Origin of the sequence: Rhodococcus sp. LW-XY12, assembly GCF_019317345.1 — a bacterium.
Classification (GTDB): Bacteria; Actinomycetota; Actinomycetes; order Mycobacteriales; family Mycobacteriaceae; genus Rhodococcus; species Rhodococcus pyridinivorans.
The window spans coordinates 2,316,379-2,340,965 of the sequence record NZ_CP079225.1; the positions used below are offsets into that span (position 1 = coordinate 2,316,379).

22 protein-coding genes and 1 pseudogene are annotated in these 24,587 nt (G+C 68.8%); 11 read left to right on the top strand and 12 right to left on the bottom strand.

What is annotated here, in order from left to right; all coding sequences use genetic code 11:
- The first annotated feature begins 99 nt into the window (after positions 1 to 99).
- The 7 genes from gap (at position 100) to KXC42_RS10960 (ending at position 8,048) form a co-directional block, all read left to right on the top strand.
- Positions 100 to 1,116 carry a type I glyceraldehyde-3-phosphate dehydrogenase gene (gene gap, locus KXC42_RS10930; protein WP_006551476.1) on the top strand — a complete coding sequence of 339 codons (1,017 nt, stop codon included), beginning with the start codon at positions 100 to 102 and terminating at the stop codon, positions 1,114 to 1,116.
- Between the two features lie 26 nt (positions 1,117 to 1,142).
- On the top strand, positions 1,143 to 2,354 hold the full coding sequence (gene pgk / locus KXC42_RS10935; RefSeq protein WP_006551477.1) for a phosphoglycerate kinase: 1,212 nt from the start codon (positions 1,143 to 1,145) through the stop codon (positions 2,352 to 2,354).
- A 5-nt stretch (positions 2,355 to 2,359) separates the two neighbouring features.
- Positions 2,360 to 3,145 (top strand): triose-phosphate isomerase, encoded by a 786-nt coding sequence (gene tpiA, locus KXC42_RS10940; protein WP_033096619.1) that lies wholly within the window; start codon positions 2,360 to 2,362, stop codon positions 3,143 to 3,145.
- 161 nt (positions 3,146 to 3,306) lie between these two features.
- Positions 3,307 to 3,540: a preprotein translocase subunit SecG gene (gene secG, locus KXC42_RS10945; RefSeq protein WP_006551479.1), complete on the top strand. Its 234-nt coding sequence runs from the start codon at positions 3,307 to 3,309 to the stop codon at positions 3,538 to 3,540.
- A gap of 64 nt (positions 3,541 to 3,604) precedes the next feature.
- Positions 3,605 to 6,367, top strand: a complete 2,763-nt coding sequence (ppc, locus tag KXC42_RS10950) for a phosphoenolpyruvate carboxylase (protein ID WP_219130324.1) — start codon at positions 3,605 to 3,607, stop codon at positions 6,365 to 6,367.
- 88 nt (positions 6,368 to 6,455) lie between these two features.
- The gene (locus KXC42_RS10955; protein WP_019289286.1) at positions 6,456 to 6,794 is read left to right on the top strand and encodes a YciI family protein; all 339 of its coding nucleotides are present in this window, start codon (positions 6,456 to 6,458) and stop codon (positions 6,792 to 6,794) included.
- 3 nt (positions 6,795 to 6,797) lie between these two features.
- Entirely contained in the window at positions 6,798 to 8,048 is a 1,251-nt protein-coding gene (locus KXC42_RS10960; protein ID WP_094980520.1) for an RNA polymerase sigma factor, read from the top strand.
- Between the two features lie 250 nt (positions 8,049 to 8,298).
- Here KXC42_RS10960 and KXC42_RS27725 read toward each other — a convergent pair whose 3' ends face one another.
- From KXC42_RS27725 to KXC42_RS10975, 3 genes are all read right to left on the bottom strand, one after another.
- The gene (locus KXC42_RS27725; RefSeq protein ID WP_094980519.1) at positions 8,299 to 8,454 is read right to left on the bottom strand and encodes a phospholipase effector Tle1 domain-containing protein; all 156 of its coding nucleotides are present in this window, start codon (positions 8,452 to 8,454) and stop codon (positions 8,299 to 8,301) included.
- Positions 8,455 to 8,500: 46 nt separating this feature from the next.
- Entirely contained in the window at positions 8,501 to 8,989 is a 489-nt protein-coding gene (locus KXC42_RS10970) for an SRPBCC domain-containing protein (RefSeq protein WP_019289288.1), read from the bottom strand.
- Positions 8,990 to 9,400: 411 nt separating this feature from the next.
- Entirely contained in the window at positions 9,401 to 9,682 is a 282-nt protein-coding gene (locus KXC42_RS10975) for a hypothetical protein (RefSeq protein ID WP_219130550.1), read from the bottom strand.
- An 88-nt stretch (positions 9,683 to 9,770) separates the two neighbouring features.
- Here KXC42_RS10975 and KXC42_RS10980 point away from each other — a divergent pair, with 88 nt between their 5' ends.
- Both KXC42_RS10980 and KXC42_RS27610 read left to right on the top strand, forming a co-directional pair.
- Positions 9,771 to 10,559, top strand: a complete 789-nt coding sequence (locus tag KXC42_RS10980) for a hypothetical protein (protein ID WP_231780697.1) — start codon at positions 9,771 to 9,773, stop codon at positions 10,557 to 10,559.
- Positions 10,560 to 12,330 (top strand): annotated as a pseudogene (locus KXC42_RS27610) (GMC family oxidoreductase N-terminal domain-containing protein).
- 370 nt (positions 12,331 to 12,700) lie between these two features.
- On the opposite strand, the gene pgl reads toward KXC42_RS27610, so the two are convergent.
- The 5 genes from pgl to tkt are packed head-to-tail and all read right to left on the bottom strand — an operon-like array spanning position 12,701 to position 19,156.
- Complete coding sequence (gene pgl, locus KXC42_RS10990) at positions 12,701 to 13,462, bottom strand: 6-phosphogluconolactonase (protein ID WP_019289290.1); 762 nt, start codon at positions 13,460 to 13,462, stop codon at positions 12,701 to 12,703.
- Positions 13,455 to 14,363 (bottom strand): glucose-6-phosphate dehydrogenase assembly protein OpcA, encoded by a 909-nt coding sequence (gene opcA, locus KXC42_RS10995; protein WP_024100808.1) that lies wholly within the window; start codon positions 14,361 to 14,363, stop codon positions 13,455 to 13,457. The genes pgl and opcA overlap by 8 nt, the downstream gene beginning before the upstream one ends.
- Positions 14,360 to 15,901 carry a glucose-6-phosphate dehydrogenase gene (gene zwf / locus KXC42_RS11000; protein WP_006551489.1) on the bottom strand — a complete coding sequence of 514 codons (1,542 nt, stop codon included), beginning with the start codon at positions 15,899 to 15,901 and terminating at the stop codon, positions 14,360 to 14,362. The genes opcA and zwf overlap by 4 nt, the downstream gene beginning before the upstream one ends.
- A gap of 2 nt (positions 15,902 to 15,903) precedes the next feature.
- Entirely contained in the window at positions 15,904 to 17,049 is a 1,146-nt protein-coding gene (gene tal, locus KXC42_RS11005; RefSeq protein WP_006551490.1) for a transaldolase, read from the bottom strand.
- A gap of 4 nt (positions 17,050 to 17,053) precedes the next feature.
- Positions 17,054 to 19,156 (bottom strand): transketolase, encoded by a 2,103-nt coding sequence (gene tkt, locus KXC42_RS11010; RefSeq protein WP_006551491.1) that lies wholly within the window; start codon positions 19,154 to 19,156, stop codon positions 17,054 to 17,056.
- A gap of 212 nt (positions 19,157 to 19,368) precedes the next feature.
- Between tkt and KXC42_RS11015 the strand changes: the two genes are divergently transcribed.
- Positions 19,369 to 20,346 (top strand): heme o synthase, encoded by a 978-nt coding sequence (locus tag KXC42_RS11015; protein ID WP_006551492.1) that lies wholly within the window; start codon positions 19,369 to 19,371, stop codon positions 20,344 to 20,346.
- Between the two features lie 64 nt (positions 20,347 to 20,410).
- Here KXC42_RS11015 and KXC42_RS11020 read toward each other — a convergent pair whose 3' ends face one another.
- Positions 20,411 to 21,376 (bottom strand): quinone oxidoreductase, encoded by a 966-nt coding sequence (locus KXC42_RS11020; protein WP_219130325.1) that lies wholly within the window; start codon positions 21,374 to 21,376, stop codon positions 20,411 to 20,413.
- Between the two features lie 23 nt (positions 21,377 to 21,399).
- On the opposite strand from KXC42_RS11020, the gene KXC42_RS11025 reads away from it, so the two are divergent.
- Positions 21,400 to 21,741, top strand: coding sequence for a hypothetical protein (locus KXC42_RS11025; RefSeq protein WP_006551494.1), 342 nt, complete (start codon positions 21,400 to 21,402; stop codon positions 21,739 to 21,741).
- 71 nt (positions 21,742 to 21,812) lie between these two features.
- Here the strand turns inward: KXC42_RS11025 and KXC42_RS11030 are convergent, their stop codons facing one another.
- From KXC42_RS11030 to KXC42_RS11040, 3 genes are all read right to left on the bottom strand, one after another.
- A complete protein-coding gene (locus tag KXC42_RS11030; protein ID WP_024100811.1) occupies positions 21,813 to 22,778 on the bottom strand; it encodes a heme A synthase in 966 nt (321 codons plus the stop codon).
- 68 nt (positions 22,779 to 22,846) lie between these two features.
- Positions 22,847 to 23,644: an ABC transporter permease gene (locus KXC42_RS11035; protein WP_006551497.1), complete on the bottom strand. Its 798-nt coding sequence runs from the start codon at positions 23,642 to 23,644 to the stop codon at positions 22,847 to 22,849.
- On the bottom strand, positions 23,641 to 24,585 hold the full coding sequence (locus KXC42_RS11040) for an ABC transporter ATP-binding protein (protein ID WP_039587157.1): 945 nt from the start codon (positions 24,583 to 24,585) through the stop codon (positions 23,641 to 23,643). The genes KXC42_RS11035 and KXC42_RS11040 overlap by 4 nt, the downstream gene beginning before the upstream one ends.
- Positions 24,586 to 24,587: the final 2 nt, after the last annotated feature.

The window sequence follows — 24,587 nt, forward strand, 5'->3', positions numbered from 1 at the left end:
GCGCCACGGCCGGGCGGCTCCCCACAGTACGACCGAACCCCACTAGGGTGAAGGTCACACAAGTACGACCATCGGAATACTGGGCAAAGGAGCTTCATTGTGACTGTCCGCGTAGGCGTGAACGGATTCGGACGCATCGGGCGCAACTTCTTCCGGGCGGTCGAGGCACAGAAGGCACTCGGCACCACCGACATCGAGATCGTTGCCGTCAACGACCTCACCGACAACGACACCCTCGCGACGCTCCTGAAGTACGACTCGATCCTGGGGCGCCTCGACAAGGACGTGCATGTCGAGGGCGACGACATCGTCGTCGGCGATCGGAAGATCAAGGCCCTCTCGATCAAGGAGGGCCCCTCCGCTCTTCCGTGGGGCGACCTCGGTGTCGACGTCGTCGTCGAGTCCACCGGCATCTTCACCAACGCCGCCAAGGCGAAGGGGCACATCGACGCCGGCGCCAAGAAGGTCATCATCTCGGCGCCTGCCACCGACGAGGACATCACCATCGTCATGGGCGTCAACCACGACAAGTACGACGGCACGCAGAACATCATCTCCAACGCCTCGTGCACCACGAACTGCCTCGGCCCCCTCGCCAAGGTGCTGAACGACGAGTTCGGCATCGAGAAGGGCCTGATGACCACGATCCACGCGTACACCCAGGACCAGAACCTGCAGGATGGACCGCACAAGGATCTGCGTCGCGCCCGCGCTGCCGCCCTGAACATCGTCCCCACCGGCACAGGCGCCGCCAAGGCCATCGGCCTCGTGCTCCCCGAGCTGCTCGGCAAGCTCGACGGCTACGCGCTGCGCGTCCCGGTCCCGACCGGCTCGGTCACCGACCTCACCGCGACCCTCACCAAGAAGGCCACCGCCGATGAGGTCAACGCCGCACTGAAGGCTGCCGCGGAGGGTCCGCTGAAGGGCATCCTGAAGTACAACACCGATCCGATCGTGTCCTCGGACATCGTCACCGACCCGCACTCGTCGATCTTCGACGCGCCTCTGACCAAGGTCATCGACGAGCAGGTCAAGGTCGTCTCGTGGTACGACAACGAGTGGGGCTACTCGAATCGTCTTGCCGACCTCGTCGGTCTCGTCGGCAAGTCTCTTTGAAACTCGTAGAACAGGACATTTGAACAGTGGCAGTTCAGACCCTCGAGGATCTGCTCGACGCAGGTGTGGAGGGTCGGGGCGTACTCGTGCGCTCCGACCTCAACGTCCCGCTCGACGGCGACACGATCACCGACGCCGGCCGCATCCTCGCGTCCGCGCCCACCATCCGCACGCTCGCGGAGGCCGGGGCCAAGGTCGTCGTGACCGCGCACCTCGGCCGCCCCAAGGGCGAGCCGGATCCGAAGTACTCGCTCGCGCCCGTCGCAGCGAAACTCGGTGAGGTGCTCGACCGCAACGTCCAGCTCGCCTCCGACGTCGTCGGCCAGGATGCGCTGGCGCGTTCCGAAGGGCTGACCGACGGCGACATCCTCCTGCTCGAGAATGTCCGCTTCGACGCTCGCGAGACCAGCAAGGACGATGCCGAGCGGCTCGCCTTCGCCCGTGAGCTCGTCGAGCTCGTCGGCGACGACGGCGCATTCGTCTCCGACGGCTTCGGTGTCGTGCACCGCAAGCAGGCGTCGGTCTACGACGTCGCGACGCTGCTCCCGCACTACGCGGGTGGTCTCGTCGCGGCCGAGGTCGACGTGCTCGCCAAGCTCACCACCGACACCGAGCGTCCGTACGCCGTGGTGCTCGGCGGCTCGAAGGTCTCCGACAAGCTCGGGGTCATCGAGGCGCTCGCACCCAAGGTCGACACGCTCGTAATCGGTGGCGGCATGTGCTTCACCTTCCTTGCGGCACAGGGCTACTCGGTCGGCACGTCGCTGCTCGAGGAGTCGATGATCGACACCTGCAAGCAACTGCTCGAACGCTTCGGCGACGTCATCCACATCCCTCAGGACGTGGTGGTGGCCGACAAGTTCGCGGCCGACGCACAGTCGCAGACCGTCGCGGCCGACTCCATCCCCGACGGATGGATGGGCCTCGACATCGGGCCGGAGTCCGTGCGGCGTTTCGCCTCGCTCCTCGGCTCGGCGAAGACGGTGTTCTGGAACGGCCCGATGGGCGTGTTCGAGTTCGAGAACTTCGCGGCGGGCACGAAGGGTGTAGCGGAAGCGATCATCGAGGCAACCGGCAAGGGCGCGTTCAGCGTCGTCGGTGGCGGCGACTCCGCTGCGGCCGTGCGGTCGCTCGGACTCGGTGAGGACCGCTTCTCCCACATCTCCACCGGTGGTGGCGCCTCCCTCGAGTACCTCGAGGGCAAGGAACTGCCCGGCATCGCAGTTCTGGAGGGCTGACGGTCATGGCACGGACACCGCTCATCGCGGGCAACTGGAAGATGAACCTCAACCACCTCGAGGCCATCGCCCTGGTGCAGAAGATCGCGTTCACCCTTCCCGAGAAGTACCTCGAGAAGGTCGACGTGACGGTCATCCCGCCGTTCACCGGCATCCGCTCGGTGCAGACCCTCGTCGAGGGCGACAAGCTCGGCATCACCTACGGAGCCCAGGACATCTCGGTCCACGACTCCGGCGCCTACACCGGCGAGATCTCCGGCGCGATGCTCGCGAAGCTCGGCTGCACCTACGTGATCGTCGGGCACTCCGAGCGTCGCACCCTGCACGGTGAGACCGACGAGATCGTCCGAGACAAGACCAAGGCCGCGCTGCGGCACGGTCTCACTCCGATCGTGTGCATCGGTGAAGGACTCGACGTCCGCGAAGCCGGCAACCACGTCGAGTACAACGTCGAGCAGTTGAAGAACTCGCTCGCCGGCCTGTCCGCCGACGAGATCGCAAAGATCGTCGTCGCGTACGAGCCGGTCTGGGCCATCGGCACGGGCAAGGTTGCTTCGGCGGCCGACGCGCAGGAGGTGTGCGCCGCGGTGCGCAGTACCCTCGCCGAACTGGCCTCGCCCGAGGTCGCGGCATCGGTCCGAGTCCTGTACGGCGGGTCGGTCAACGCCAAGAACGTCGGTGAGCTCATCGCTCAGACCGACGTCGACGGCGGCCTCGTGGGAGGCGCCTCCCTCAAGGCCGACGAATTCGCTCAGCTGTCGGCGATCGCCGCAGGCGGTCCGCTCCTCTAGAGCGACCGGCATCGGGCGGGGTGCAGGATCTCGACGAGATGCTGCACCCCGCCCGCATTTCGCCCACCCGGCGTCCCCGGCACACCCGCAGCGTCCCCACAGGACGAGCGGGTAAGCTGACGCCGACGTCGCCCACCATCCGAAGGACATCGAACACCGACATGGAACTGTTCCTGGACATCCTCCTGATCGTCACGAGCCTGTTGCTCATCCTGCTGGTGCTGCTGCACCGCGGTAAGGGCGGTGGTCTGTCCAGCCTGTTCGGTGGCGGAGTCCAGTCCAATCTCTCGGGCTCGACGGTGGCGGAGAAGAACCTCGACCGTCTCACCGTCTTCACCGGCATCATCTGGGTGATCTCGATCCTCGGCATCGGACTGCAGATCAAGTTCAGCTGATCCCCGCACGTGCACGGACGCTGCCGCGGTCGCGCCCCGGCCGCCGGGCACAGATACTGGCCGTATGACGGACACTGTGCCTGCCTCTGCTACCGAACCCCTCCGCGAGGACATCCGCCTGCTCGGCGGCATCCTCGGCAACGTCATCCGTGAGCAGGCAGGACCCGAGACCTTCGACCTGGTCGAATCGGCCCGGGTGGAGAGTTTCCGGATCCGGCGCTCCGAGATCGACCGCACCGAACTCGCCGAACGCTTCGCCGGCGTCGCCACCGACGACCTGATTCCTGTCGCCCGGGCGTTCAGCCATTTCGGTCTGCTCGCCAATCTCGCCGAGGATCTGCACCGCGAACGACGTCGAGCCCTGCACGTGCGCGCAGGCGACCCACCGCAGGACAGCAGCCTCGCCGCCACCTACGCCAAGCTCGACGCCGCCGGTCCGGGCCTCGATGCCGACACCGTGACCGACGCGCTCGCGTCGGCTCTCGTCGCCCCCGTCATCACCGCTCATCCCACCGAGACCCGCCGACGCACCGTCTTCGACGTCCAGACCGCCGTCACCGAACTCATGCGGCGCCGGGAGAGGACCGACGAACCCGCCGCGCTCGAGGAAATCGACCGCGCCCTGTACCGGCACATCCTGACCCTCTGGGACACCGCGCTCATCCGGCTCGCGCGCCTGAGGATCATCGACGAGGTCGACAACGGTCTGCGCTACTACGACCTCGCACTGTTCGACGTCGTTCCCGCCCTCAACGCCGAAGTGCGACGCGAACTCCGGCGACGCTGGCCCGACGCGGCGGTGCTCACCGAACCGCTGGTCCGGCCGGGAACCTGGATCGGCGGCGACCGCGACGGCAACCCCAACGTCGACGGCGAGGTCGTCACCACGGCCGCGAATCGCGCCTGTGAGACCGCGCTGCGACATCACCTCACCGAACTCGCCGCGCTCGAACGCGAACTGTCGATGTTCGAACGCACCGCGACCATCAGCAGCGCCCTGAAGAAGCTCGCCGACGACTCGGGCGACGACAATCCCGCCCACAGCGACGAGCCGTACCGACGGGCGGTACACGGTATCCGCGCTCGCCTCACCGCCACCGCGGACAGGCTGCTGCCCGGCGTGGATCTGCCCCACACGGTGCGTATCCCGTGCGAGCCCTATGCCACCCCGGCCCGCCTGCACACCGACCTGACCATCGTCGACGCCTCGCTGCGCGCCGGCGGAGCGACCGTGATCGCCGACGATCGACTCGCGCACCTGCGCAGCGCCGTCGAGGTCTTCGGCTTCCACCTCGCGCCACTCGACCTGCGTCAGAATTCCGAGGTCCACGAGAACGTCGTCGCCGAACTGCTCTCCTGGGCGGGAGTGACCGACCGCTACCGCGACCTGCCGGAGGACGACAAGGTCGCGCTGCTCACCGCGGAGTTGCGGATCCGCCGCCCGCTCACCACCCCCGACGCCCACCTGTCGGACGAGACAGCCAAGGAACTGGGCATCCTGCGTGCTGCCGCCGACGTGGTCCGTCGCATCGGACCGGCCGCCATCGAGCACTACATCATCAGCATGTGCACCTCGGTGTCCGACCTGCTCGAGGTCGAGGTCCTGCTCAAGGAGGTCGGGCTGCTCGACCTCGACCGCGGCTATCCGCGCAGCACGGTGCAGGTCATCCCGCTGTTCGAGACGATCGACGACCTGCGCGGCGGTGCCGCCACGCTGACCGCCGCCCTCGCCGTGCCCGAGTTCCGCAGCCTCGTCGACGGACACGACGGACTGCAGGAGATCATGCTCGGCTACTCCGATTCCAACAAGGATGGCGGTTATCTCACCGCCAACTGGGCGCTCTACCGCGCGGAACTCGATCTCGTCGAGGCGGCGCGCACCGCCGGGATCCGGCTGCGCCTGTTCCACGGTCGCGGCGGCACCGTCGGTCGCGGTGGCGGACCGAGTTACGACGCCATCCTGGCCCAGCCTCCCGGCGCGGTCCAGGGCTCGTTGCGTCTGACCGAGCAGGGCGAGGTCATCGCCGCGAAGTACCGCGAACCGGTGCTCGCCCGCCGCAACCTCGAGGCGCTCGTCTCGGCGACCCTCGAGTCGAGCCTGCTCGATGTGGAAGGCCTCGGGAAGGACGCGCCGGAGGCCTACCGCATCCTCGACGAACTTGCCGACCTCGCTCGCGCCGCGTACAGCCGGCTCGTGCACGAGACACCGGGATTCGTCGAGTACTTCACCACCGCGACGCCGGTCTCGGAGATCGGTGCCCTCAACATCGGCAGCCGTCCCGCCTCCCGCAAGCAGACGAAGGCGATCAGCGACCTGCGGGCCATCCCGTGGGTGCTCTCGTGGACCCAGAGCCGCGTGATGCTCCCCGGCTGGTACGGCACGGGAACGGCTGTGCAGGACTGGGTGGCCGGTGATCCGGACCGGTTGGCGACCCTGCAGGATCTCTACCGTCGCTGGCCGTTCTTCCGTTCGGTGCTGTCGAACATGGCGCAGGTGCTCGCCAAGTCCGATCTCGGCCTGGCCGCCCGGTACTCCGAACTCGTCGAGGACACCGAACTGCGCGAGCGGGTGTTCGGCAGCATCGTCGACGAGCACGCCCGTACAGTCGACGCCTACCGGCAGATCACGGGCTACGACTCGCTCGTCGCGGATAATCCGGCGCTCGAGCGGTCGCTGCACAACCGGTTCCCGTATCTCGAACCGCTCAACCACCTGCAGGTCGAGTTGCTGCGCCGGTTCCGTGCCGGTGAGGACACCGACCGTGTCCGGCGCGGTATCCAGATCACGATGAACGGTCTCGCCACGGCGTTGCGCAACAGCGGTTAGAAAAAATTTCTCGTCGGGCGTCGATCCGGCAGGTGTCCGTTCGTCGTGATGGTGTAGGACGAACACCATACAGACGGGAGCGACCGCCATGAAGTACATGCTGTTGATCTACGCATCCACGACCGACGAGGCCACCTGCACCGTCGAGGACTGGCAGGACTACGAGAAGGCGATGCGCGACGCGGGTGTCCTCGTGTCCGGGCACGCCCTGCAGGATCTCGTCACCGCGACGACCGTGCAGGTCGACGCGGACGGACGACGCACGGTGACCGACGGACCGTTCGGCGAGAGCCGCGAGGTGCTCGGCGGATACGACGTCATCGACGTCGGCAGCCTCGACGAGGCACTCGACTGGGCGGCACGCTGTCCCGGATCGCGGGACGGCGGCACGGTCGTCGTGCGGCCGATCGCCGACTTCGGGGACTGAGCGATGGGGGAGCCGGCCTCGGCCGTCGAGTCGGTGTTCCGCGAGGAACACGGCCGGCTCCTCGCCGCGCTCGTCCATCGCTTCGGCGACCTCGACCTCGCCGAGGAGGTCGCATCGGAGGCACTCGAGGCGGCGCTCGTGCACTGGCCGGTCGACGGTGTGCCCGAGCGTCCGGGCGCTTGGCTGCTCACCACGGCCAGGCGCCGAGCGCTGGATCGGGTGCGCCGCGACCGCGTGTATGCGACGCGACTGGCGGAACTCGCCGTCGACACCGAACGTCGCGCGTCGTACGAACCGCCCGATGCCGGAGAACTGACGGACGACCGCCTCGAACTGTTCTTCACGTGCGCCCACCCCGCCCTCGCGGCGGACGACCGCGTCGCGCTGATCCTGCGCTGCCTCGGTGGTCTCACGACGAACGAGGTCGCGCGGGCCTTCCTCGTCCCGTCGCCGACGATGGCCCAGCGGATCGTGCGGGCCAAGAAGAAGATCCGCGGTGCCCGCATCCCGTTCCGGGTACCCGGACCGGACGAGCTGCCGGAGCGCCTGCCGGTGGTGCTCGCGGCGCTGTACTCGATCTTCACCGAGGGCTATGCCGCGAGCAGCGGTGAACATCTGCAACGCCTCGCCCTCGCAGAGGAGGCGGTCCGCCTCACCCGCATCCTGCACCGTCTGATGCCGACGGAACGGGAGGTGAGCGGGTTGCTCGCGCTGATGCTGCTCGTCCATGCCCGCCGGGACGCACGCACCGACCCGACCGGCGCCGTCATGCTGCTCGACGTGCAGGACCGCACCCGATGGGACCGCGCGATGATCGAGGAGGGCAGCGCACTGGTGGTCGCCGCACTCACCGGACGACCACCCGGCCCGTACGGGGTGCAGGCCGCGATAGCCGCGTTGCACGACGAGGCGAGCGACGTCGACAGCACCGACTGGCCGCAGATCATCGCCCTCTACGACGTACTGACCGCCCTGAGCCCGTCACCGATCGTCGCACTGAACCGCGCCGTGGCGGTCGCGATGCGCGACGGGCCCGCGGCCGGACTCGAACTCCTCGACGGACTCGCCGACGAGCCGAGTATCCGCGACTACGGACCGTACGTGGTGGCACGAGCCGAGTTGCTGGCTCGGGTCGGCCGGAAAGGTGAAGCGGCCGAAGCGTATCGGCGGGCGCTCGAGCTCGCCGGTACCGAACCCGAGCGGCGCCACCTCAGGGCGAGGTCGGCGGAGCTGTCGCGTTCACGGGAGTTGTGACCGACCCCGGTGCGCCGAGACCTCCGATGGGGGCGGAGCGGCGCGGTCGGGCGGTTCGTATGGCCGGATACCCCGAGGTCGTAGCGCTTCGGCGTGTACCACTCCGGATCGACCCAGTGCGGATTCCGTAGCCGGGTCGCCAGACCGTCCTCCCGGAGCTCGACGCTCTCGTGGATCTTCAGTCCTTCGGGCGATCGTGCCCCGCCGAGGATCTCACGAGTTCCTCGCCCGATGAGCCACCAGATGCGGCTCATCCGGGTCGGCGTCGCCGTCGCGCTCGTCTGTTCCGGCAGTCCTCGAATCCACCGCCGACGTCGGAGTGGACGCCCGTGAACCAGACCTCCTCGATCCGGTCGTTGGCGACCTCGTCCACCTTGTACGGCCTGCGGTACTCGTCGATGGAGATTTCCGGTGGTGCTCGTCGGGCGGATCACTGCAGCGAAAGGCGCCGGTCAGCGGTATTCGTCGACCAGGTCGAGGTAGTCGTCCCACAACGGCGGGCGGGTGCCGGCCAGTGCTGCGTCGAGGCGGTCGAGGTAGTACTGCCACCCCGGCCCGATCTCTCCGGCCTCCGAGCGCGGGACGTGCCGGTGTGTGAACTCGAGGGTGGTGACCTTCCCGACCTGACGCAGCACCACCTCGAGCTGCCACCCGTCCACGTCGACGGCGAATCCCTCGGGGGGAGAACACCGGAGGATGTCGACGTAGGTGGTGGCCGAATCGTGGTCGTCCGTCATGGTCAGGAGCACACGGCCCGTAGCGGGGTCGCCGATGTACGTGCCGTACCAACGGCCCAGCTTCTCCGAATCGGTGAGTGCCGCCCAGACCTCACCGATCGGTAGCAGGAAGTTGCGGTGGTAGATCAACCGCACCAGCGACGAGTCGCTCGGGCAATCGCGCTCCGGGCTCACTTCGCCTGTGATCGTCCTCGGCGTGCTCATCACGGCTCCTCTCGATGGGCGCTCGCCTTATCGAAATTGTCCTGCATCCGGCTGCCGGTGCGGTCCGTTTCACCGCGATGGGTCCTCCCGCTGTGTAGTGCGCTGCTCGAATCCGTTCACAGGATCGTCCCGATCCGGCACGGCGGGGTGAACCGTCGGTACAGGGACGAGATCCTCGAACTCGGATGGCGGCAGTCGTGGAGGTCGTTGTCCGGCACTTCGGCCCTCACGGATACCGGTTCACCGACGACGGGAGCCTCCGCGATCCTCACCAGCCAGTGGCGAAAGCCGCCACCGGCACCGCCACGCTGGTCACGAGCATGCACCCCAACGTGACAGTGTGCAGACGGCGGCGGGAACGAGCCTCGGTGCCGCCGAGATGTGTCTCCGCTGTGGCGCGGAGGGGACGCCCTATCCGTGGCGGATCAGCGCCTCCCAGGGCCACTGCCGCTCCGGGTCGGTCGGTACGCGACGTTCGAGCGGTGCGCACGCGAGCGTCCGGCCGTCCGCGTCGGTGATGTGCAATCGCGAAGGCGTCGCATTGCGCAGTCCGGAAGGTTCCGTGTCCGAGGCCGGCGCAAGAACGCCGGCGCGCCGCTCGTCGCCGGGACGATCAGCAGGAGCATCGTCCCGGCCTCGGAGTGTCTCCAGGACGGACGCGCACCGGTTGCTCTCCCTCTTCTTCTGCAACATGATTCCCACCCCGTCGCACCGATCGGCCGTGTTCGAATCCTGCACGCCCCGTGCGCGGACGGCACGGGTAGCGAGCTACCCGATTTCCGTGGATCGCTCCACCGGTCCGTGCGACCCGCCGGACGATCCGGACGACATTCCGCAATCGTTCCACGACATCTCGTACGCTGCACCACGGCAACGACGAGGGGGCGACGTGGACGACCCGCAGCACGGGTACTGGAACAGGCGGCGTTTTCTCGCCGGGACGGCCGCGACGATGGCGGCGTTGATCGGCACCGCAGGGGTGCTCGCGAGCGAAGCCGACGCGAGTCCGCTGAACGAGACGCCGCCCGTACGCGACACGATCAACGGGGTGCTCGCGTTCGTCGCACCCGGCAACGACCCGTACTCGCACCAACAGGGCGTGTGGACCGACCGGCCCGGCGGCGTCACCGCCGGCACCGCGGAATCCCTCGAGCGAACCCTGGACCAGGCCTCGCCGATGCCGCTGCTCGGACCCGAGGCGGGCAACCTGCCCGGCGCCGCGGCGATCGCGGTGCTGCTCAACACTTTCGGTGTCACCGCCGACCCGCGTTCGGTGAGTGGTCCGTTCGCAGCGCCGTTCGCGAACCTGAGTCATGCCGCGAAGGCGCAGGTCTTCGAATGGCTCGACACCGACCCGCGTTTCGAAGGTCTGGTGCTGAAATTCGTGGTCAACGCGATTCCCACGCTGGCGGCCTTCGCGGCGTTCTCGGAGGTCTCCGCGTACAACCGTACTCGGCGCGAGCTCACGGGGCGGCCGGTCGGCTGGGAGTTGAGCCGCTATGCAGGGCCGAGTGACGGGTGGGACGAGTTCCTGGGCTACTACGGCGAAATCGACGAGGTGGAGGGATAGATGACCGACGTCATCGTCATCGGCGCCGGGGGTGGCGGACCCGTCGTGGCCAAGGAACTCGCGGCGCGCGGGCTCGACGTGCTCGTTCTCGAAGCAGGTCCCCGCTTCGCCGACCCGGAGAACGAGTGGACCCATTTCGAGGACGACCTCAACAATCCGATCACCGGGCTGTTCCGCCACGGACCGGGAGACCGCTCGGGCACGCCGTGGCTCCGAGATCTGCCTCAGAATTCGTTCGTGTGGCAGGTATCCGGCGTCGGTGGCACCACGCTCCACTTCTTCGGCAACTCGCCGCGGGCGGCACCCGGCGTATTCTCCGGATACGACGGCGCCGACCGCGACATGTACGACACGGCGCACCTGTTCCCCTTCGGATACGACGAACTGCGTCCCTACTACGAGTGGGTGGAGGCCACGCTGCCGGTGCAGACTGCCCCGATGGGCGCCAAGGAGCAGTTGTTCCTGCGGGGAGCAGCGGCCATGGGTCTGCCACACCAGACCTCGCTCGATACCACCGTGGCCGCCCACCGCGCACAGCAGAACGCGATCCTCCAACCCGGTGGTACCGCCGGCCGCACCCGCGACCGTGCGCGTCTGCACCATCCCGAAGCGCGGGGCTGCACGATGTGCGGGCACTGCTATCAGGGCTGCTATCTGCCGCTGGGGGCGCCGCGGAATCTCAAGGCCAGACGCTCCACCGACAATTCGTACGTGCCGATGATGCTCACCGCGGACGCGTGGTCCCCCCCAGGGGCGTGCCGTCACCCTGATCGCCGATGCAGTGGTCTTCGAGATCCTCGTCGAGGAGGTGAACGGGGAGACCGTGGCGCGCGGAGTGCGGTTCACGACGGGAGAGGACGAGCACGAAGCGACTGCCCCGGTGGTGGTGCTGGCGGCCGGGTGCATCGAGAGCCCACGATTGTGGCTGAACTCGGCGCTGCCGAATCCGAACGGCTGGGTCGGCCGCGGCCTCACCGACCACCACATGGACGCGGTCTTCGGCGTCTTCGACGAGTACACCGGGCAGACGCGCGGCCCGGGTTCCAACGCGCGCGTCGATCTGCCCGGCTACGGCGGGATCGAGCAGGTCGGCCTGCCCCCGGCATTGATCGCGTACGCGCTGAACTTCAGCGACTCCGGCATCCACGGGTACGGACGTGCCGGAGGCGTCGTCGATTCCGCGGGGGCCGACAGCGTGGGGAGGCTCGTCGGACGCGACCTGCTCGATACGATGGCCGACGCCGACCGGGTCCTCGCGGCGCTCGTCATCTCGGACGACGACGTCGAACCGGACAACCGCGTGACGCTTTCGCCGATCCTGTACCCGGACGAAGCAGGTCTGGCGCCGCGGGTGACCGTGCAGCATCGTCGGCGCTCGGCGCGTACCCGCCGCAATCGTGACCACGCGACCCGCAAGGCCGTCGAGTTGATGAGAGCGGCGGGCGCGAAGAGGGTGCATCGCTGCGACTGGCCACCGCTGATCCTGCACTCGCAGTCGAGCATGCGGATGGGAGTGAGCGACCGGGATTCGGTGCTCGACGCCGACGCGGAGGCCCGGTGGGTGAAGAGACTGTTCGTCGCCGACAACTCGGCGCTCGCCAACAGTCTCGGAGGCCCGAACCCGACGTTGACGACGCAGGCGATCGCCACCCGCACGGCCGAGAAGATCTTCGCGAAGTACTTCGACGGTGACCCCTGGGTGGCACGGGAGAACCCGGTGTCGTCGATCGACGACCGCGTCACCGCCGCGGTGATCGAACGGGGTATCTGACCGCTCGATCCCGGATCGGACCGGCCGATTTCGTCCCGAGTGGAACCGTCGGGCGTCCCGGCGCGTCGAACGAGACAGAGGGCCGTGACGACAACGGTCCACGACGGGAGGAGCTCACCGGCATGGACCCACGAACGGTGCGATGTGTCCCGGGCCGATCACCGTTGCGCGCACTGCGCTCGACGGCAGGTCCGCGATCGATGAATCGGATGCGGTGTGTGCGAACCGGTGTCGACGACGGCGACACCGCCGGTACTTCGGAGGGGCGCCGTGTGGAGACGGACGACGCCGACGATCCCGACTTCGACGGCGCGGGCGCATGACGGCCGGATCGCCGATCACGGCGTCGGACTCCCGACGCTCTGCCCGGTCACTGCGCCGGGAGTTGCTCTGCGGCAGCCGGATCGAGGAACCACACGGTGCGTTCGGTGCCGTGGGCGCCCGCGGACGGGAAGTCCTCCGGTGCGGCACCGCCCACGGCCGCCGCGACGGCCTCCGCCTTGGCGGCACCGGTGACCAGCAACCAGACCTGCCGCGCCCGCTGCACGGCGGGCAGCGTCAGCGTCACCCGGGCCGGCGGCGGCTTCGGGGAGTCGTCGACACCCACCACGAAACGCTCCGACTCGCGCACCGCGTCGGTGTGGGGGAACAGCGAATTGATGTGTCCCTCACCGCCCATGCCGAGCAGGTGCACGTCGAAGACCGGCACGGTGCCGTCGGGGGAGTGCGCCGCGAGGAGTTCGGCGTACCGCTGGGCCGAGTCCTCCGGTGTGCTGCACCCGTCCTCGCCGAGCGCCGGCATGGTGTGGATGCGTGCCGGGTCGATCGGCACGTGGTCGAGCAGAGCCCCACGGGCCTGCACCTCGTTGCGATCCGGATCGCCGGGCGGCAGGAAACGCTCGTCGCCGAAGTAGACGTTCACCGCCGACCAGTCGATGGCGCCCTGGTCGCGACGCACGTGCTCGAGCATCGCGATACCGGTACCGCCGCCGGTGAGCACGACGTGGGCCTGCACCCGCTCGCGCTGCGCGGCGACGACGGCATCGACGAAGGCGGACGCCGCGGCGCGGGCGACCTCGTCGGCGTCGGCGAAACGCCGGATCTCGGACGGAGTGCGGGCCGTGTCAGACATAATCCACCTTCGGCAGGGCCGACAACGCGGCTTCGTAGACTTCGTCGGGATCGAGGCGACGCAGTTCCTCGGCGAGACATTCGGCCGAGTTCCGGCGCGCCAGGCTGATCAGCGAATCGGGCTTGTGGGTGCGTTCGAGGGTCGCCACGCGACCTTCCTGCGGGCGTTCCAGGGCGATCGTCTGCGACGCCGTGCGCAGTTCCACCCTCAGCTCGCCGACGGATCGCTCGACGGGGCAGTCGAGACGGCTCGCGAGCCACCCCGCGATCAGATCGACGGCCGGTTCGGTCCGCAGCCCCGACACGCGTGCCGAGAGCACTGGCTCGTAGGGCGGCTGATCGAGTGCCGAGACCAGCAGCGCCCGCCAGTAGGTGATGCGGGCCCAGGCCAGATCCGTGTCGCCCGGCCGGTAACCGGACAGGCGGGTCGCGAGATCGGCACGCGGGTCGTCGGAGTTGGTCACGTCGGTGATGCGGCGGACGGCGAGACGACCCACCGGGTCCTCGGCCGGGACCGCGGGGGCCTGGTTGGGCCACCACGCGACGACGGGGGTGTCCGGAAGGAGGAAAGGCACCACGACCGATTCCTGATGTTCACCGAGTTCGCCGTGCAGGGCGAGGATCAATGCCTCGGAGGCACCCGCTTCACCGGCGACCCGGATCTCCGCGTCGAGCCGCGACGGACCGTCCTGTCGTCCGCGACCGACGACGATGACGCGGCAGGGATGTTCCTTCGACGCCTCGGTGGCGGCCGTGATCGCGGCGTCGAGGCCTCGCGCGTCGCCGGCGCACACGATAAACGTGAGAACACGGCCCTGCGTGACCATTCCACTCGACCGTCGCAGCTCCACCAGCTTGCGACTGATGGCATTCGCGGAGGTGTTGCGCAACTGGAGCCTCACGGACGCCTCCATTCCCGGCCGGTACGCCGCAGCATCTCGTCGGCCGATTGCGGACCCCAGGTGCCGGACTCATAGGGTTCCGGTCGCCCGTTCGCCGCCCAGTGCTCGAGCACCGGATCGAGGATCTTCCAGGACAATTCGACTTCCTCGTCCACCGGGAACAGTGACGGGACGCCGAGGAGCACGTCGAGGATCAGGCGCTCGTAGGCCTCGGGGGAGGAGACCGTGAATGCCTGGCCGTAACTGAAGTCCATGTTCACGTCCCGGACCTCCATCTCGGAGCCGGGCACCTTCGACCCGAAGCGCATCGTGATGCCCTCGTCGGGCTGCACGCGGATCACCAACGCGTTCTGACCGAGCTCCTCGGTCATGGTCTTGTCGAACGGCAGGTGCGGGGCCCGCTTGAAGACCACCGCGATCTCGGTGACGCGGCGGCCGAGGCGCTTGCCGGTGCGCAGGTAGAAGGGCACACCCGCCCAGCGGCGGGTGTCGACCTCGAGGGTGATGGCCGCGTACGTCTCGGTGGTCGAATCCGCCGCGAAACCCTTCTCCTCGAGCAGTCCGACGACCTTCTCGCCGCCCTGCCAGCCGGATGCGTACTGGCCGCGCGCGGTGGTCTCGTCGAACGGCTCCGCCGGCCGGGTCGCCGACAGCACCTTGATCTTCTCCGCGTGCAGCTCCGACGCCGCGAAGCTCACCGGTTCCTCCATCGCGGTGAAGGCGAGCAGCTGCAGGAGATGGTTCTGGATGACGTCGCGGGCCGCGCCGATGCCGTCGTAGTAGCCGGCGCGACCACCGAGGCCGATGTCCTCGGCCATCGTGATCTGCACGTGGTCGACGTAGTGCGCGTTCCACACCGGCTCGAACATCTGGTTCGCGAAACGCAACGCGAGGATGTTCTGGACCGTCTCCTTGCCGAGATAGTGATCGATGCGGAAGACGGATTCCTCGGAGAACACCTCACCGACAACCGAATTGAGCTCGCGCGCACTCTCGAGGTCGTGCCCGAACGGCTTCTCGATCACGACGCGGCTCCACGAGCCGCCGCGTTCCGCGGCCAGACCCGAACGCGACAGCTGCCCGCACACCACGGGGAAGGCGTCCGGGGGAACCGACAGGTAGAACGCGTGGTTGCCACCCGTACCGCGTTCGCGGTCGAGCTTCTCGAGGGTCGTCGCGAGCTCCGCGAACGCCGCATCGTCGTCGAAGGTGCCCTGCACGAAGCGGATCCCCTCCGCGAGGCGCTGCCAGACCTCCTCGCGAAAGGGGGTACGCGAATGCTCACGCACCGCGTCGTGGACCACCTGACCGAAGTCCTCGTCGGCCCAATCCCTCCGGGCGAAACCGACGAGCGCGAATCCGGGCGGCAGGAGGCCGCGGTTGGCGAGATCGTAGACGGCGGGCATCAACTTGCGCCGGGCCAGATCGCCGGTCACGCCGAAGATCACCAGCGCGCACGGGCCGGCGATACGGGGCAGTCTGCGATCTCTGTTGTCCCGGAGCGGATTCACCCACTCCGCCGCACCGGATTCGGGCACGTTCAGCCCTCCGCGCCCGGCGCGTGAGCCGCGAGCTGTTCCGCCGTCGCCGCGAGCAGGTCCTTCCACGCCACGACGAACTTCTCCACACCCTCGTCCTCGAGCTTGCGGAAGACGTCGGGAAGATCCACACCGACCGATGCCAGCGCGTCGAAGACCTGCTGGGAGGAGGCGATGTTGCGGGTGACGGTGTCGCCCGTGACCTCACCGTGGTCGGCGACGGCCTCGAGGGTCTTCTCCGGCATCGTGTTCACGGTGTTCGGCGCGACCAACTCGGTGACGTAGAGGGTGTCGGGGTAATCGGGGTTCTTCACACCCGTCGACGCCCACAACGCACGCTGGGGAACGGCACCCGCCTCGGCGAGCTGCTCGAACCGCGTCCCGCCCTCGAACGCGCGCTGGTACGCGCCGTACGCGAGCCGCGCGTTGGCGAGACCGGCCTTGCCACGCAGAGCCAGCGCCCGGTCGGTGCCGATCTCCTCGAGGCGCGGGTCGATCTCGGTGTCGACACGCGAGACGAAGAACGACGCGACCGAGCGGATCTTCGACAGGTCGTGACCGGAGGCCTTCGCCGCGGTCAGGCCGTCGAGGTAGGCCTCGATGACCCGCTCGTAGCGCTCGACCGAGAAGATCAGCGTGACGTTGACGCTGACACCCTCACCGATCACCCGGGCGATGGCCGGCAGACCCGCCATCGTCGCCGGGATCTTGATGAACAGGTTCGGGCGGTCGACGATGCGCCACAGCTCGAGGGCCTGCTGGACGGTCTCGTCCGTCTTGTGCGCCAGACGCGGGTCGACCTCGATCGACACCCGTCCGTCGAGGCCGTCCGTGGCCTCGAACACCGGCGCGAGGACGTCGCAGGCCGCGCGCACGTCGTCGGTGGTGACGGTGCGGATCGCCTCGGTGGCGTCGGCACCGGCGGCGGCGAGATCGCGGATCTGCGCGTCGTAGGCATGGCCCTTCGACAGGGCGGCTTGGAAGATCGACGGGTTGGTCGTCACACCCACGACACTGCGGGTCGCGACGAGCTCGGCGAGCTTGCCGGAGTCGATGAGGTCGCGGGACAGGTCGTCCAGCCACACCGAGACACCCTGGGCGGACAGTTCGGCCAGCGCAGCGTTCTGCGTGGAGGTCTGCTGGGTCATCGGATCATCCCTTCACTCGGGTCAGCGAGCGACGCGCGGCGTCGACGACGGCCTCGGCAGTGATGCCGAACTCGCGGTACAGGGTCTTGTAATCGGCTGAGGCGCCGTAGTGCTCGAGCGAGACCGGCTCACCGGCGTCGCCGATGAGGCGGTACCACGGCATCGCGAGACCGGCCTCGACGGACACGCGGGCGCGCACCGACGGGGGCAGCACCTCGTCGCGGTAGGCCTGGTCCTGCTCGAGGAACCGGTCGAGCACCGGCACGGAGACGACGCGGGTGGGCACACCGTCGGCCTCGAGGGTCTCGCGGGCGGCAACGGCGAGCTGGACCTCGGAACCGGTCGCGAGGATCACGACCTCCGGGGTGCCCGACGAGGCCTCGGCCAGGATGTAGGCACCGCGGGCGACACCCTCGGCGGCCTTCTCCCGCGTGCCCTCGAGCACCGGCACGTTCTGACGGGTCAGCGCCAGAGCGGTCGGGCCGGTGCGGTTCTCCAGCGCGGCCTTCCACGCGAACGACGTCTCGTTGGCGTCGGCCGGGCGGATCACGGCGAGATTCGGGATCGCGCGCAGCGCCGCGAGGTGCTCGATCGGCTGGTGCGTCGGGCCGTCCTCACCGAGACCGATCGAATCGTGCGTCCACACGTAGATCGCCGGGGTCTGCATGAGGGCCGCGAGACGCACCGCGGGCCGCATGTAGTCGGAGAAGACGAGGAAGGTGCCGCCGTAGGGGCGGGTCGGGCCGTGCAGGGCGATGCCGTTGAGGATCGATCCCATCGCGTGTTCGCGGACGCCGAAGTGCAGGGTGCGTCCGTAGGGCTGCGCGTTCCAGTCCTTCGTGGAGATCGACTCGGGACCGAAGGAGTCGGAACCGGGAATCGTCGTGTTGTTGCTGCCGGCGAGGTCGGCGGAACCGCCCCACAGCTCGGGCAGTACCGGTCCGAGCGCGGCGAGGGCCTTGCCGGACGCCGAGCGGGTCGCGGGACCGCTCTCGGTGGGCTCGTAGGTCGGCAGTGCGTCGACCCAGCCCTCCGGGAACTCACCGGCGTGCAGGCGGTCGAACAGTTCCTTGCGCTGCGGCTCGCGGGCGGCCCACGCGTCGAAGTCGGCCTGCCATGCGGCGCGTGCCTCGGTGCCGCGCGTCACGACCTGCCGGGCGTGCTCGATCACGGCCGGGTCGACGTCGAAGTTCTTCTCGGGGTCGAAGCCGAGGATCTTCTTGATCTCGGCGACCTCGTCGACGCCGAGCGCGGCACCGTGCGCGTCGCCGCTGTTCATCTTCGTCGGCGCCGGGTAGCCGATGATGGTGCGGACGGAGATGAAGGACGGACGGTCGGTGACCGCCTTCGCGGCCTCGACTGCCTCGAGCAGGGCGGTGACGTTCTCGCCGCCCTCGACGGTCTGCACGTGCCAGCCGTATGCCTCGTAGCGCTTGGAGACGTCCTCACCGAGAGCGATCGCGGTGTCGTGCTCGATGGAGATCTTGTTGTCGTCGTAGAAGACGATCAGGTTGCCGAGCTGCTGGACACCGGCGAGCGAGGACGCCTCGGAGGTCACGCCCTCCTCGATGTCGCCGTCGGACGCGATCACATAGACGTAGTGGTCGAACGGGCTCGAGCCGGCGGGCGCCTCGGGATCGAACAGACCGCGCTCGCGGCGGGCGGCCATCGCCATGCCCACGGCGGAGGCCAGACCCTGACCCAGTGGGCCGGTGGTCATCTCGACGCCGGCGGTGTGGCCGTACTCGGGGTGGCCCGGGGTGAGCGAACCCCACGTGCGCAGCGCTTCGAGGTCGGCGAGCTCGAGTCCGTAGCCGGACAGGTACAGCTGGGTGTACAGCGTCAGGCTCGAATGTCCGCACGAGAGCACGAAGCGGTCGCGGCCGACCCACTCGGGGTCGGTCGGATCGTGGCGCATCACACGCTGGAAAAGGGTGTACGCGAGGGGAGCGAGGCTCATCGCGGTACCGGGATGCCCGTTTCCGACCTTCTGCACGGCGTCGGCGGCGAGCACGCGCGCGGTGTCGACGGCCTTGGTGTCCAGGTCGGTCCAGTCGGCAGGATGCGCAGGCTGGGTGAGGGTGCGGATCTCGTCTGTGATCGACACGAGCTTGAAGTCTCCTGACATGGGTGTACGGGGTCCCGGCGGGTGGAAGTCGGCCCGCGCGCTACTTCAGACTAATGCGCTGCTCCGAACGGGTCGATTCGGTCCGGGCAACGGTCCGGTCTACCATCGTTCGTAGTAGAGGAGCGTCCGGAACCGGGCGACCGTGAACGGGCGAAACGAAGGTGCGGATCCGCGTGGGACAAGGAGACAGTGTGCGGGCAGGGCGACGGCCGGGAGGACACGGCTTCGGCGCCCCCGAAGCGCCGAGCGCCCCGCGCCCCGACACCGCGTGGGGCCGGATCTCCGGCACCGTCCTCGCCTACATAGCGTTGACCAAGCCGCGGGTGATCGAACTCCTGCTGGTCGCGACCATTCCCGCGATGCTGTTCGCCGACCGCGGCAACGTCGACATCGTGCTCATCCTGAGCACCCTGTTCGGCGGCTGGATGGGTGCGGCGAGCGCCAACTCGCTCAACTGCGTCGTCGACGCCGACATCGACAAGGTGATGAAACGCACGGCGTTGCGTCCGCTCGCCCGGCAGACGGTGCCGACACGCAACGCCCTCGTCTTCGGCATGCTGCTCGGCATCGCGTCCTTCGCGTGGTTGTGGTGGCGCGCCAACCTGTTGGCCGGACTGCTGGTCGTGGCGACGATCGCGTTCTACGTGCTCGTGTACACGATGGTGCTCAAACGCCGGACCTGGCAGAACGTGGTCTGGGGCGGGGCTGCCGGATGTATGCCCGTGATGGTCGGCTGGGCCGCCGTGACGGGTTCGCTGAGCTGGGAACCCATCGTGTTGTTCCTGGTCATCTTCTTCTGGACGCCGCCGCACACCTGGGCGCTCGCGATGCGTTACAAGGAGGACTACAAGGCAGCCGGCGTGCCGATGTTGCCGGTCATCGCCACCGAGCAGCACGTCACGAAGCAGATCGTGCTCTACACCTGGGCGACCGTGATCGCGACGCTGGTGATCGTCCCGGCCGCCGGTGTGATCTACGCGGCCGTCGCGCTGCTCGCGGGCGCCTGGTTCCTGATCGTCGCGCACCAGCTGTTCAACAGTGTGCGCGGCGGGGCGTCGGTCAAGCCGCTCAAGCTGTTCCTCCAGTCCAACAACTACCTCGCGGTGGTGTGCCTGGGCCTGGCGATCGACTCCGTGCTCGCACTGCCGACGATCGGCTCGTACTTCTGATCCACGCTTCACGACGAACGCCCCGGCCGAGCGGCCGGGGCGTTCGTCGTGCCGGGTCCGGAGATCACGGGATCAGGACGATCGATCCGGTGGTCCGGCGTCCTTCGAGATCGGCGTGGGCGCGGGCGGCCTCGGCGAGGGGATAGCTCGCTCCCACGCGGAGCTTCAGCGACCCGTCGGCGAGCGCCGCGAGCACGTCGCCCGCCCGCCACAGCAGCTCCTCGCGGTCTCGGGTGTAGTGCACGAGGGTCGGCCGCGTGACGAACAGCGAACCCGCCGGGTTCAGCCGCTGCAGGTCGAAGGGCGGGACGGGTCCGCTCGCGGCACCGAACAGCGCGACCGTGCCGCGCACGCGGACGGACGCGAGCGACGCCTCGAAGGTCGCGGCACCGACACCGTCGTAGGCTGCGGCCACCCCCTCGCCGTCGGTGAGCTCGCGCACCTTCTCGGCGAGGTCGTCGCCGTAGCGCAGCACGTCCGCGGCGCCGGCCTCCCGCGACAGGGCCTCCTTCTCGTCGGAGGACACGGTGGTGATCACCCGCACGCCCTTCGCGACGGCGAGTTGCGTCAGGATCAGCCCCACACCACCGGCACCTGCGTGGACGAGCACCGTCTCGCCGGGCTGTGCCGGGTGGACGGAGTTCAGCAGGTAGTGCGCGGTCATGCCCTGCAGGAGGACCGAGGCGGCCTGCTCGGCCGGCACCGAGTCCGGGACCGGCACGGCGACCTGCTCGCGGACGCGGACCAGTTCGGCGTACGAGCCGGGTGCCTCGCACCACGACACTCGGTCGCCTACCGCCGTGTCCCGCACACCCTCGCCGAGGGCGACGACCGTGCCCGTGCCCTCCGAGCCCGGGATGTACGGCAGCTCCGTGCCGTAGAGGCCGGTGCGGAAGTAGGTGTCGATGAAGTTGACGCCGATCGCGTCGGTGCGAACCAGCAGCTCACCCGGTCCGGGCGAGGGGTCGGGTCGTTCGACGGGGACGAGGACGTCGGGGCCTCCGTGCTGTGCCACTTCGATTGCGTGCATAGCGCTCACAGTATTCTGCAGACATGAGCGTCGAAACACAGGTCGTGGCCGCACCGGCCGACATCGTCTCGTCCATCCGCAGCTTCGTCGCCGAGCACGGAGGTTCCGGGAAGGCCGTGCTGCAGCCGATCGGTCTGTCCGGCGTCCGGATCACCGTGGTCGCCGCCGACGGCACCCTCGGCGACCGCGTCGCGAAGGACCTCCCGACGGCGCGCGCCATCGTCGAGGAGATCCCCGACGTCACCGTCTCCGAGTGGGACCGCGAGGTCACCAGCATCGCCAACCCGCAGAAGGGTCACTGGGCGAAGATGGCCGGTTGGGTGGCACGTCAGACGAAGTTCCCCAAGGCCCGCAACGAGCGCTGACCGCCCGACATCCGTACGACGACACGCGGCCCCTTCCCGGAAGTCCGGGGAGGGGCCGCGTCGTCGAACGGTCAGGCCGGAACGGGCTCGCGATCCGGTGCGGTCGTGCGCGTCCGTCCGGCCGCCCAGACCGCGGCGGTCGCCGCCGTGCACAGTCCGGCGCCGGCGACGTGGAAGACGACCAGCACGGCAGGCACGTCCGTCCAGAACTGGACGAGGCCGATGCCGGCCTGTGCGACCACCAGGGCCAGGACGACCTTCAGACGCAGCGTGACGGCTCGGGGTGCATGGACCGCGTAGACGGCGAAGGTGAGGCCGATCAGCAGCGCGAGATAGCCGATGAGCGCTTCGGCGTGCAGGTGGACGAGATTGGTGATGTCGAGCGCGAGGCGCGGGACGGGTCTGTCGACGCTCTTGTCTCCGGCGTGCGGGCCGGCGCCGGTGACCATCGTGCCGAGCACGAGGACCACGGCGAGCGCGACACCCGACAAGGCGGTGAGCCGGCGCAGCGGCTGGGGCAATACCTGCACCACCGTGCCGTCGTCCGGCTCGCTCACCTTCGCGTAGAGCACTGTCGCCAGCCACACCATGAGCATCGATGCGAGCAGGTGGATCGCGACCGTCCACCAGGCGAGACCGGCCAGGACGGTGATGCCGCCGATGATCGCCTGCAGCACGGTGCCTGCCGGCATCAACCACGCCCAGGCGATGACCTCCTTGCGGCGCCGCGCACGGGTGACGGCCAGGACGATCGCGGCTGCGACGGCCACGACCACGAAGGTCAGCAGCCGGTTGCCGAACTCGACCACCTGGTGCAGGGTGTTCACCCCGCTCGACACACCCACCGGCACCAGCGACCCGGGGAAGCACTGCGGCCAGGTCGGGCAACCCAGTCCGGAGGCAGTGACGCGGACGACCGAGCCGGTCACTGCGATGCCGCCCTGGGTGAGAATCGTGAGGAACGCGATGATCTTCTGCGTCCGCAGCGACGGCAGGGGGAGACGGTCGACAAGGCTCAGGTAGCCGCGATACAACACGGTTCGATGGTACGGCGTGAACCACTACACGCTGTAGTTGGGTCGTGCCCGATCGGGCCGCCCACGACTCAGGTGAAGCGGAACCAGCGCGCCGCGGCGGTGCCGCCGATCACCGTCCACACGAGCAGCGAGACGATCGACAACCAGTCGAACACACCCGAGGTGGCGTTCTCGAGCGCGAGCGTCAACGCCCCCGACGGCACGATCCGCAGCAGGTGGACCACCGCTTCGGGGATCACGTCGCCGAGCACCACGACGCTGCCGATGCCCAACAGCACGAACCACACGATGTTCGCGAGGGCGAGCACGATCTCGGCGCGCAGGGTTCCACCGAGCAGCAGCCCCAGTGTCGCGAACATCACCGTGCCCAAGGCGATGACGACCGCCCCGATGAGCAGGTCGACGGGGGAGGGGCGCCAGCCCAGGGCCAGCCCGATGGCACCGAGCAACACGGCCTGCAGGACGACGACGATGCCCACCGCCGCGCTCTTGCCAGCGATGATTCCCCACTTGGGCAGCGCGGTCGCGCCGATCCGCTTGAGGGCGCCGTAGCGGCGGTCGAAGCCCACGGCGATCGCCTGACCGGTGAACGCCGTCGACATCACGGCCACCATCATCACCGCTGGCAGCACGCTGTCGACCCGCGAGTCGCCGAGATCGCCGATCGGTAGCAGCGACAGGCCGATCAGCAGCGTGATCGGAATGAACATGGTCAGTAGGAGCTGCTCGCCGTTGCGCAGCAGCAACTTGAGTTCCATGGCGGTCTGCGCCGCGAGCATCTTCGACGGCGAGTTCGGCTGCGGTCGCGGGGTGAAGGTCCCTTCCGCAAACCGGTTGTTCGCCAGACGATCGTGGGTCACGCTCACCCTCTCAACTCCCGACCGGTCAACTCGAGGAAGACGTCCTCGAGGCTGCGCTGATCCACCCGGATCTCGGTTGCCAGTGCGCCCAGATTCGCGCACCAGGTCGCCACCGCCGCGACGACGGACGGTTCGATCGTGCCCTCGACGAGATACCGCCCGGGATTGTCCTCCCGTATCCGGTAGGTGCCGGCCAGGGCGGACTGCAGGGCACTCAGGTCGAGGCCCGGAGGCGCGGACAGCCACAGCTGGCCCTCGGCGCCGTCGCGGGTGACTTCGTCGGGTGTCCCTGCGGCGACCACCCGCCCGTGATCGATGATGACGATCTCGTCGGCGAGCTCTTCCGCCTCGTCCATGAGGTGGGTGGTGAGCAGCACGCTCACACCGTCGCGGCGCAGTGCGTCGATCAGTTCCCAGACGAGCAGCCGGGCCTGTGCGTCGAGACCCGCCGTCGGTTCGTCGAGGAACACCAGTTCGGGGCGCCCCACCAGCGCGCATGCGAGCGCGAGGCGTTGCTGTTGTCCGCCCGACAATCGGCGGTAGGGGGTGCGGCGGGCGTCGGTGAGCCCGAGGCGCTGGAGCAGCCAGTCGGGGTCGAGGGGATCCGCCGAGTACGCCGCCACCAGGTCGAGCATCTCACCGGCCCGCGAACCGGGATAGGCGCCGCCACCCTGCAGCATCACGCCGATCCGGGGGCGGAGGGCGTCGGAATCGGCGACGGGATCGAGCCCCAGGACGCGGACTGTGCCCACGTCGGGAGTGACGAACCCCTCGCACATTTCCACAGTGGTGGTCTTACCGGCGCCGTTCGGGCCGAGGAGGGCGAGCACCTGGGCGCGTTCGACGGTCAGATCGAGACCGTTCACGGCGGTGACGCCCCCGTAGGTCTTGACGACGCCGTCCAGGCGCACGGCCGGTACCGCACCGGCGGGAGAACTCGGGGTCACAG

What these genes read in the sequence shown, in the direction of transcription:
- KXC42_RS10960 (WP_094980520.1), top strand. Translation starts at nt 6,798, where the DNA reads ATGGGGGAGCCGGCCTCGGCCGTCGAGTCGGTGTTCCGCGAGGAACAC.
- KXC42_RS10955 (WP_019289286.1), top strand. Translation starts at nt 6,456, where the DNA reads ATGAAGTACATGCTGTTGATCTACGCATCCACGACCGACGAGGCCACC.
- KXC42_RS11020 (WP_219130325.1), bottom strand. Translation starts at nt 21,376, where the DNA reads ATGCACGCAATCGAAGTGGCACAGCACGGAGGCCCCGACGTCCTCGTC.
- pgl (WP_019289290.1), bottom strand. Translation starts at nt 13,462, where the DNA reads ATGTCTGACACGGCCCGCACTCCGTCCGAGATCCGGCGTTTCGCCGAC.
- KXC42_RS10975 (WP_219130550.1), bottom strand. Translation starts at nt 9,682, where the DNA reads ATGTTGCAGAAGAAGAGGGAGAGCAACCGGTGCGCGTCCGTCCTGGAG.
- tal (WP_006551490.1), bottom strand. Translation starts at nt 17,049, where the DNA reads ATGACCCAGCAGACCTCCACGCAGAACGCTGCGCTGGCCGAACTGTCC.
- KXC42_RS11025 (WP_006551494.1), top strand. Translation starts at nt 21,400, where the DNA reads ATGAGCGTCGAAACACAGGTCGTGGCCGCACCGGCCGACATCGTCTCG.
- tpiA (WP_033096619.1), top strand. Translation starts at nt 2,360, where the DNA reads ATGGCACGGACACCGCTCATCGCGGGCAACTGGAAGATGAACCTCAAC.
- ppc (WP_219130324.1), top strand. Translation starts at nt 3,605, where the DNA reads ATGACGGACACTGTGCCTGCCTCTGCTACCGAACCCCTCCGCGAGGAC.
- KXC42_RS10970 (WP_019289288.1), bottom strand. Translation starts at nt 8,989, where the DNA reads ATGAGCACGCCGAGGACGATCACAGGCGAAGTGAGCCCGGAGCGCGAT.
- secG (WP_006551479.1), top strand. Translation starts at nt 3,307, where the DNA reads ATGGAACTGTTCCTGGACATCCTCCTGATCGTCACGAGCCTGTTGCTC.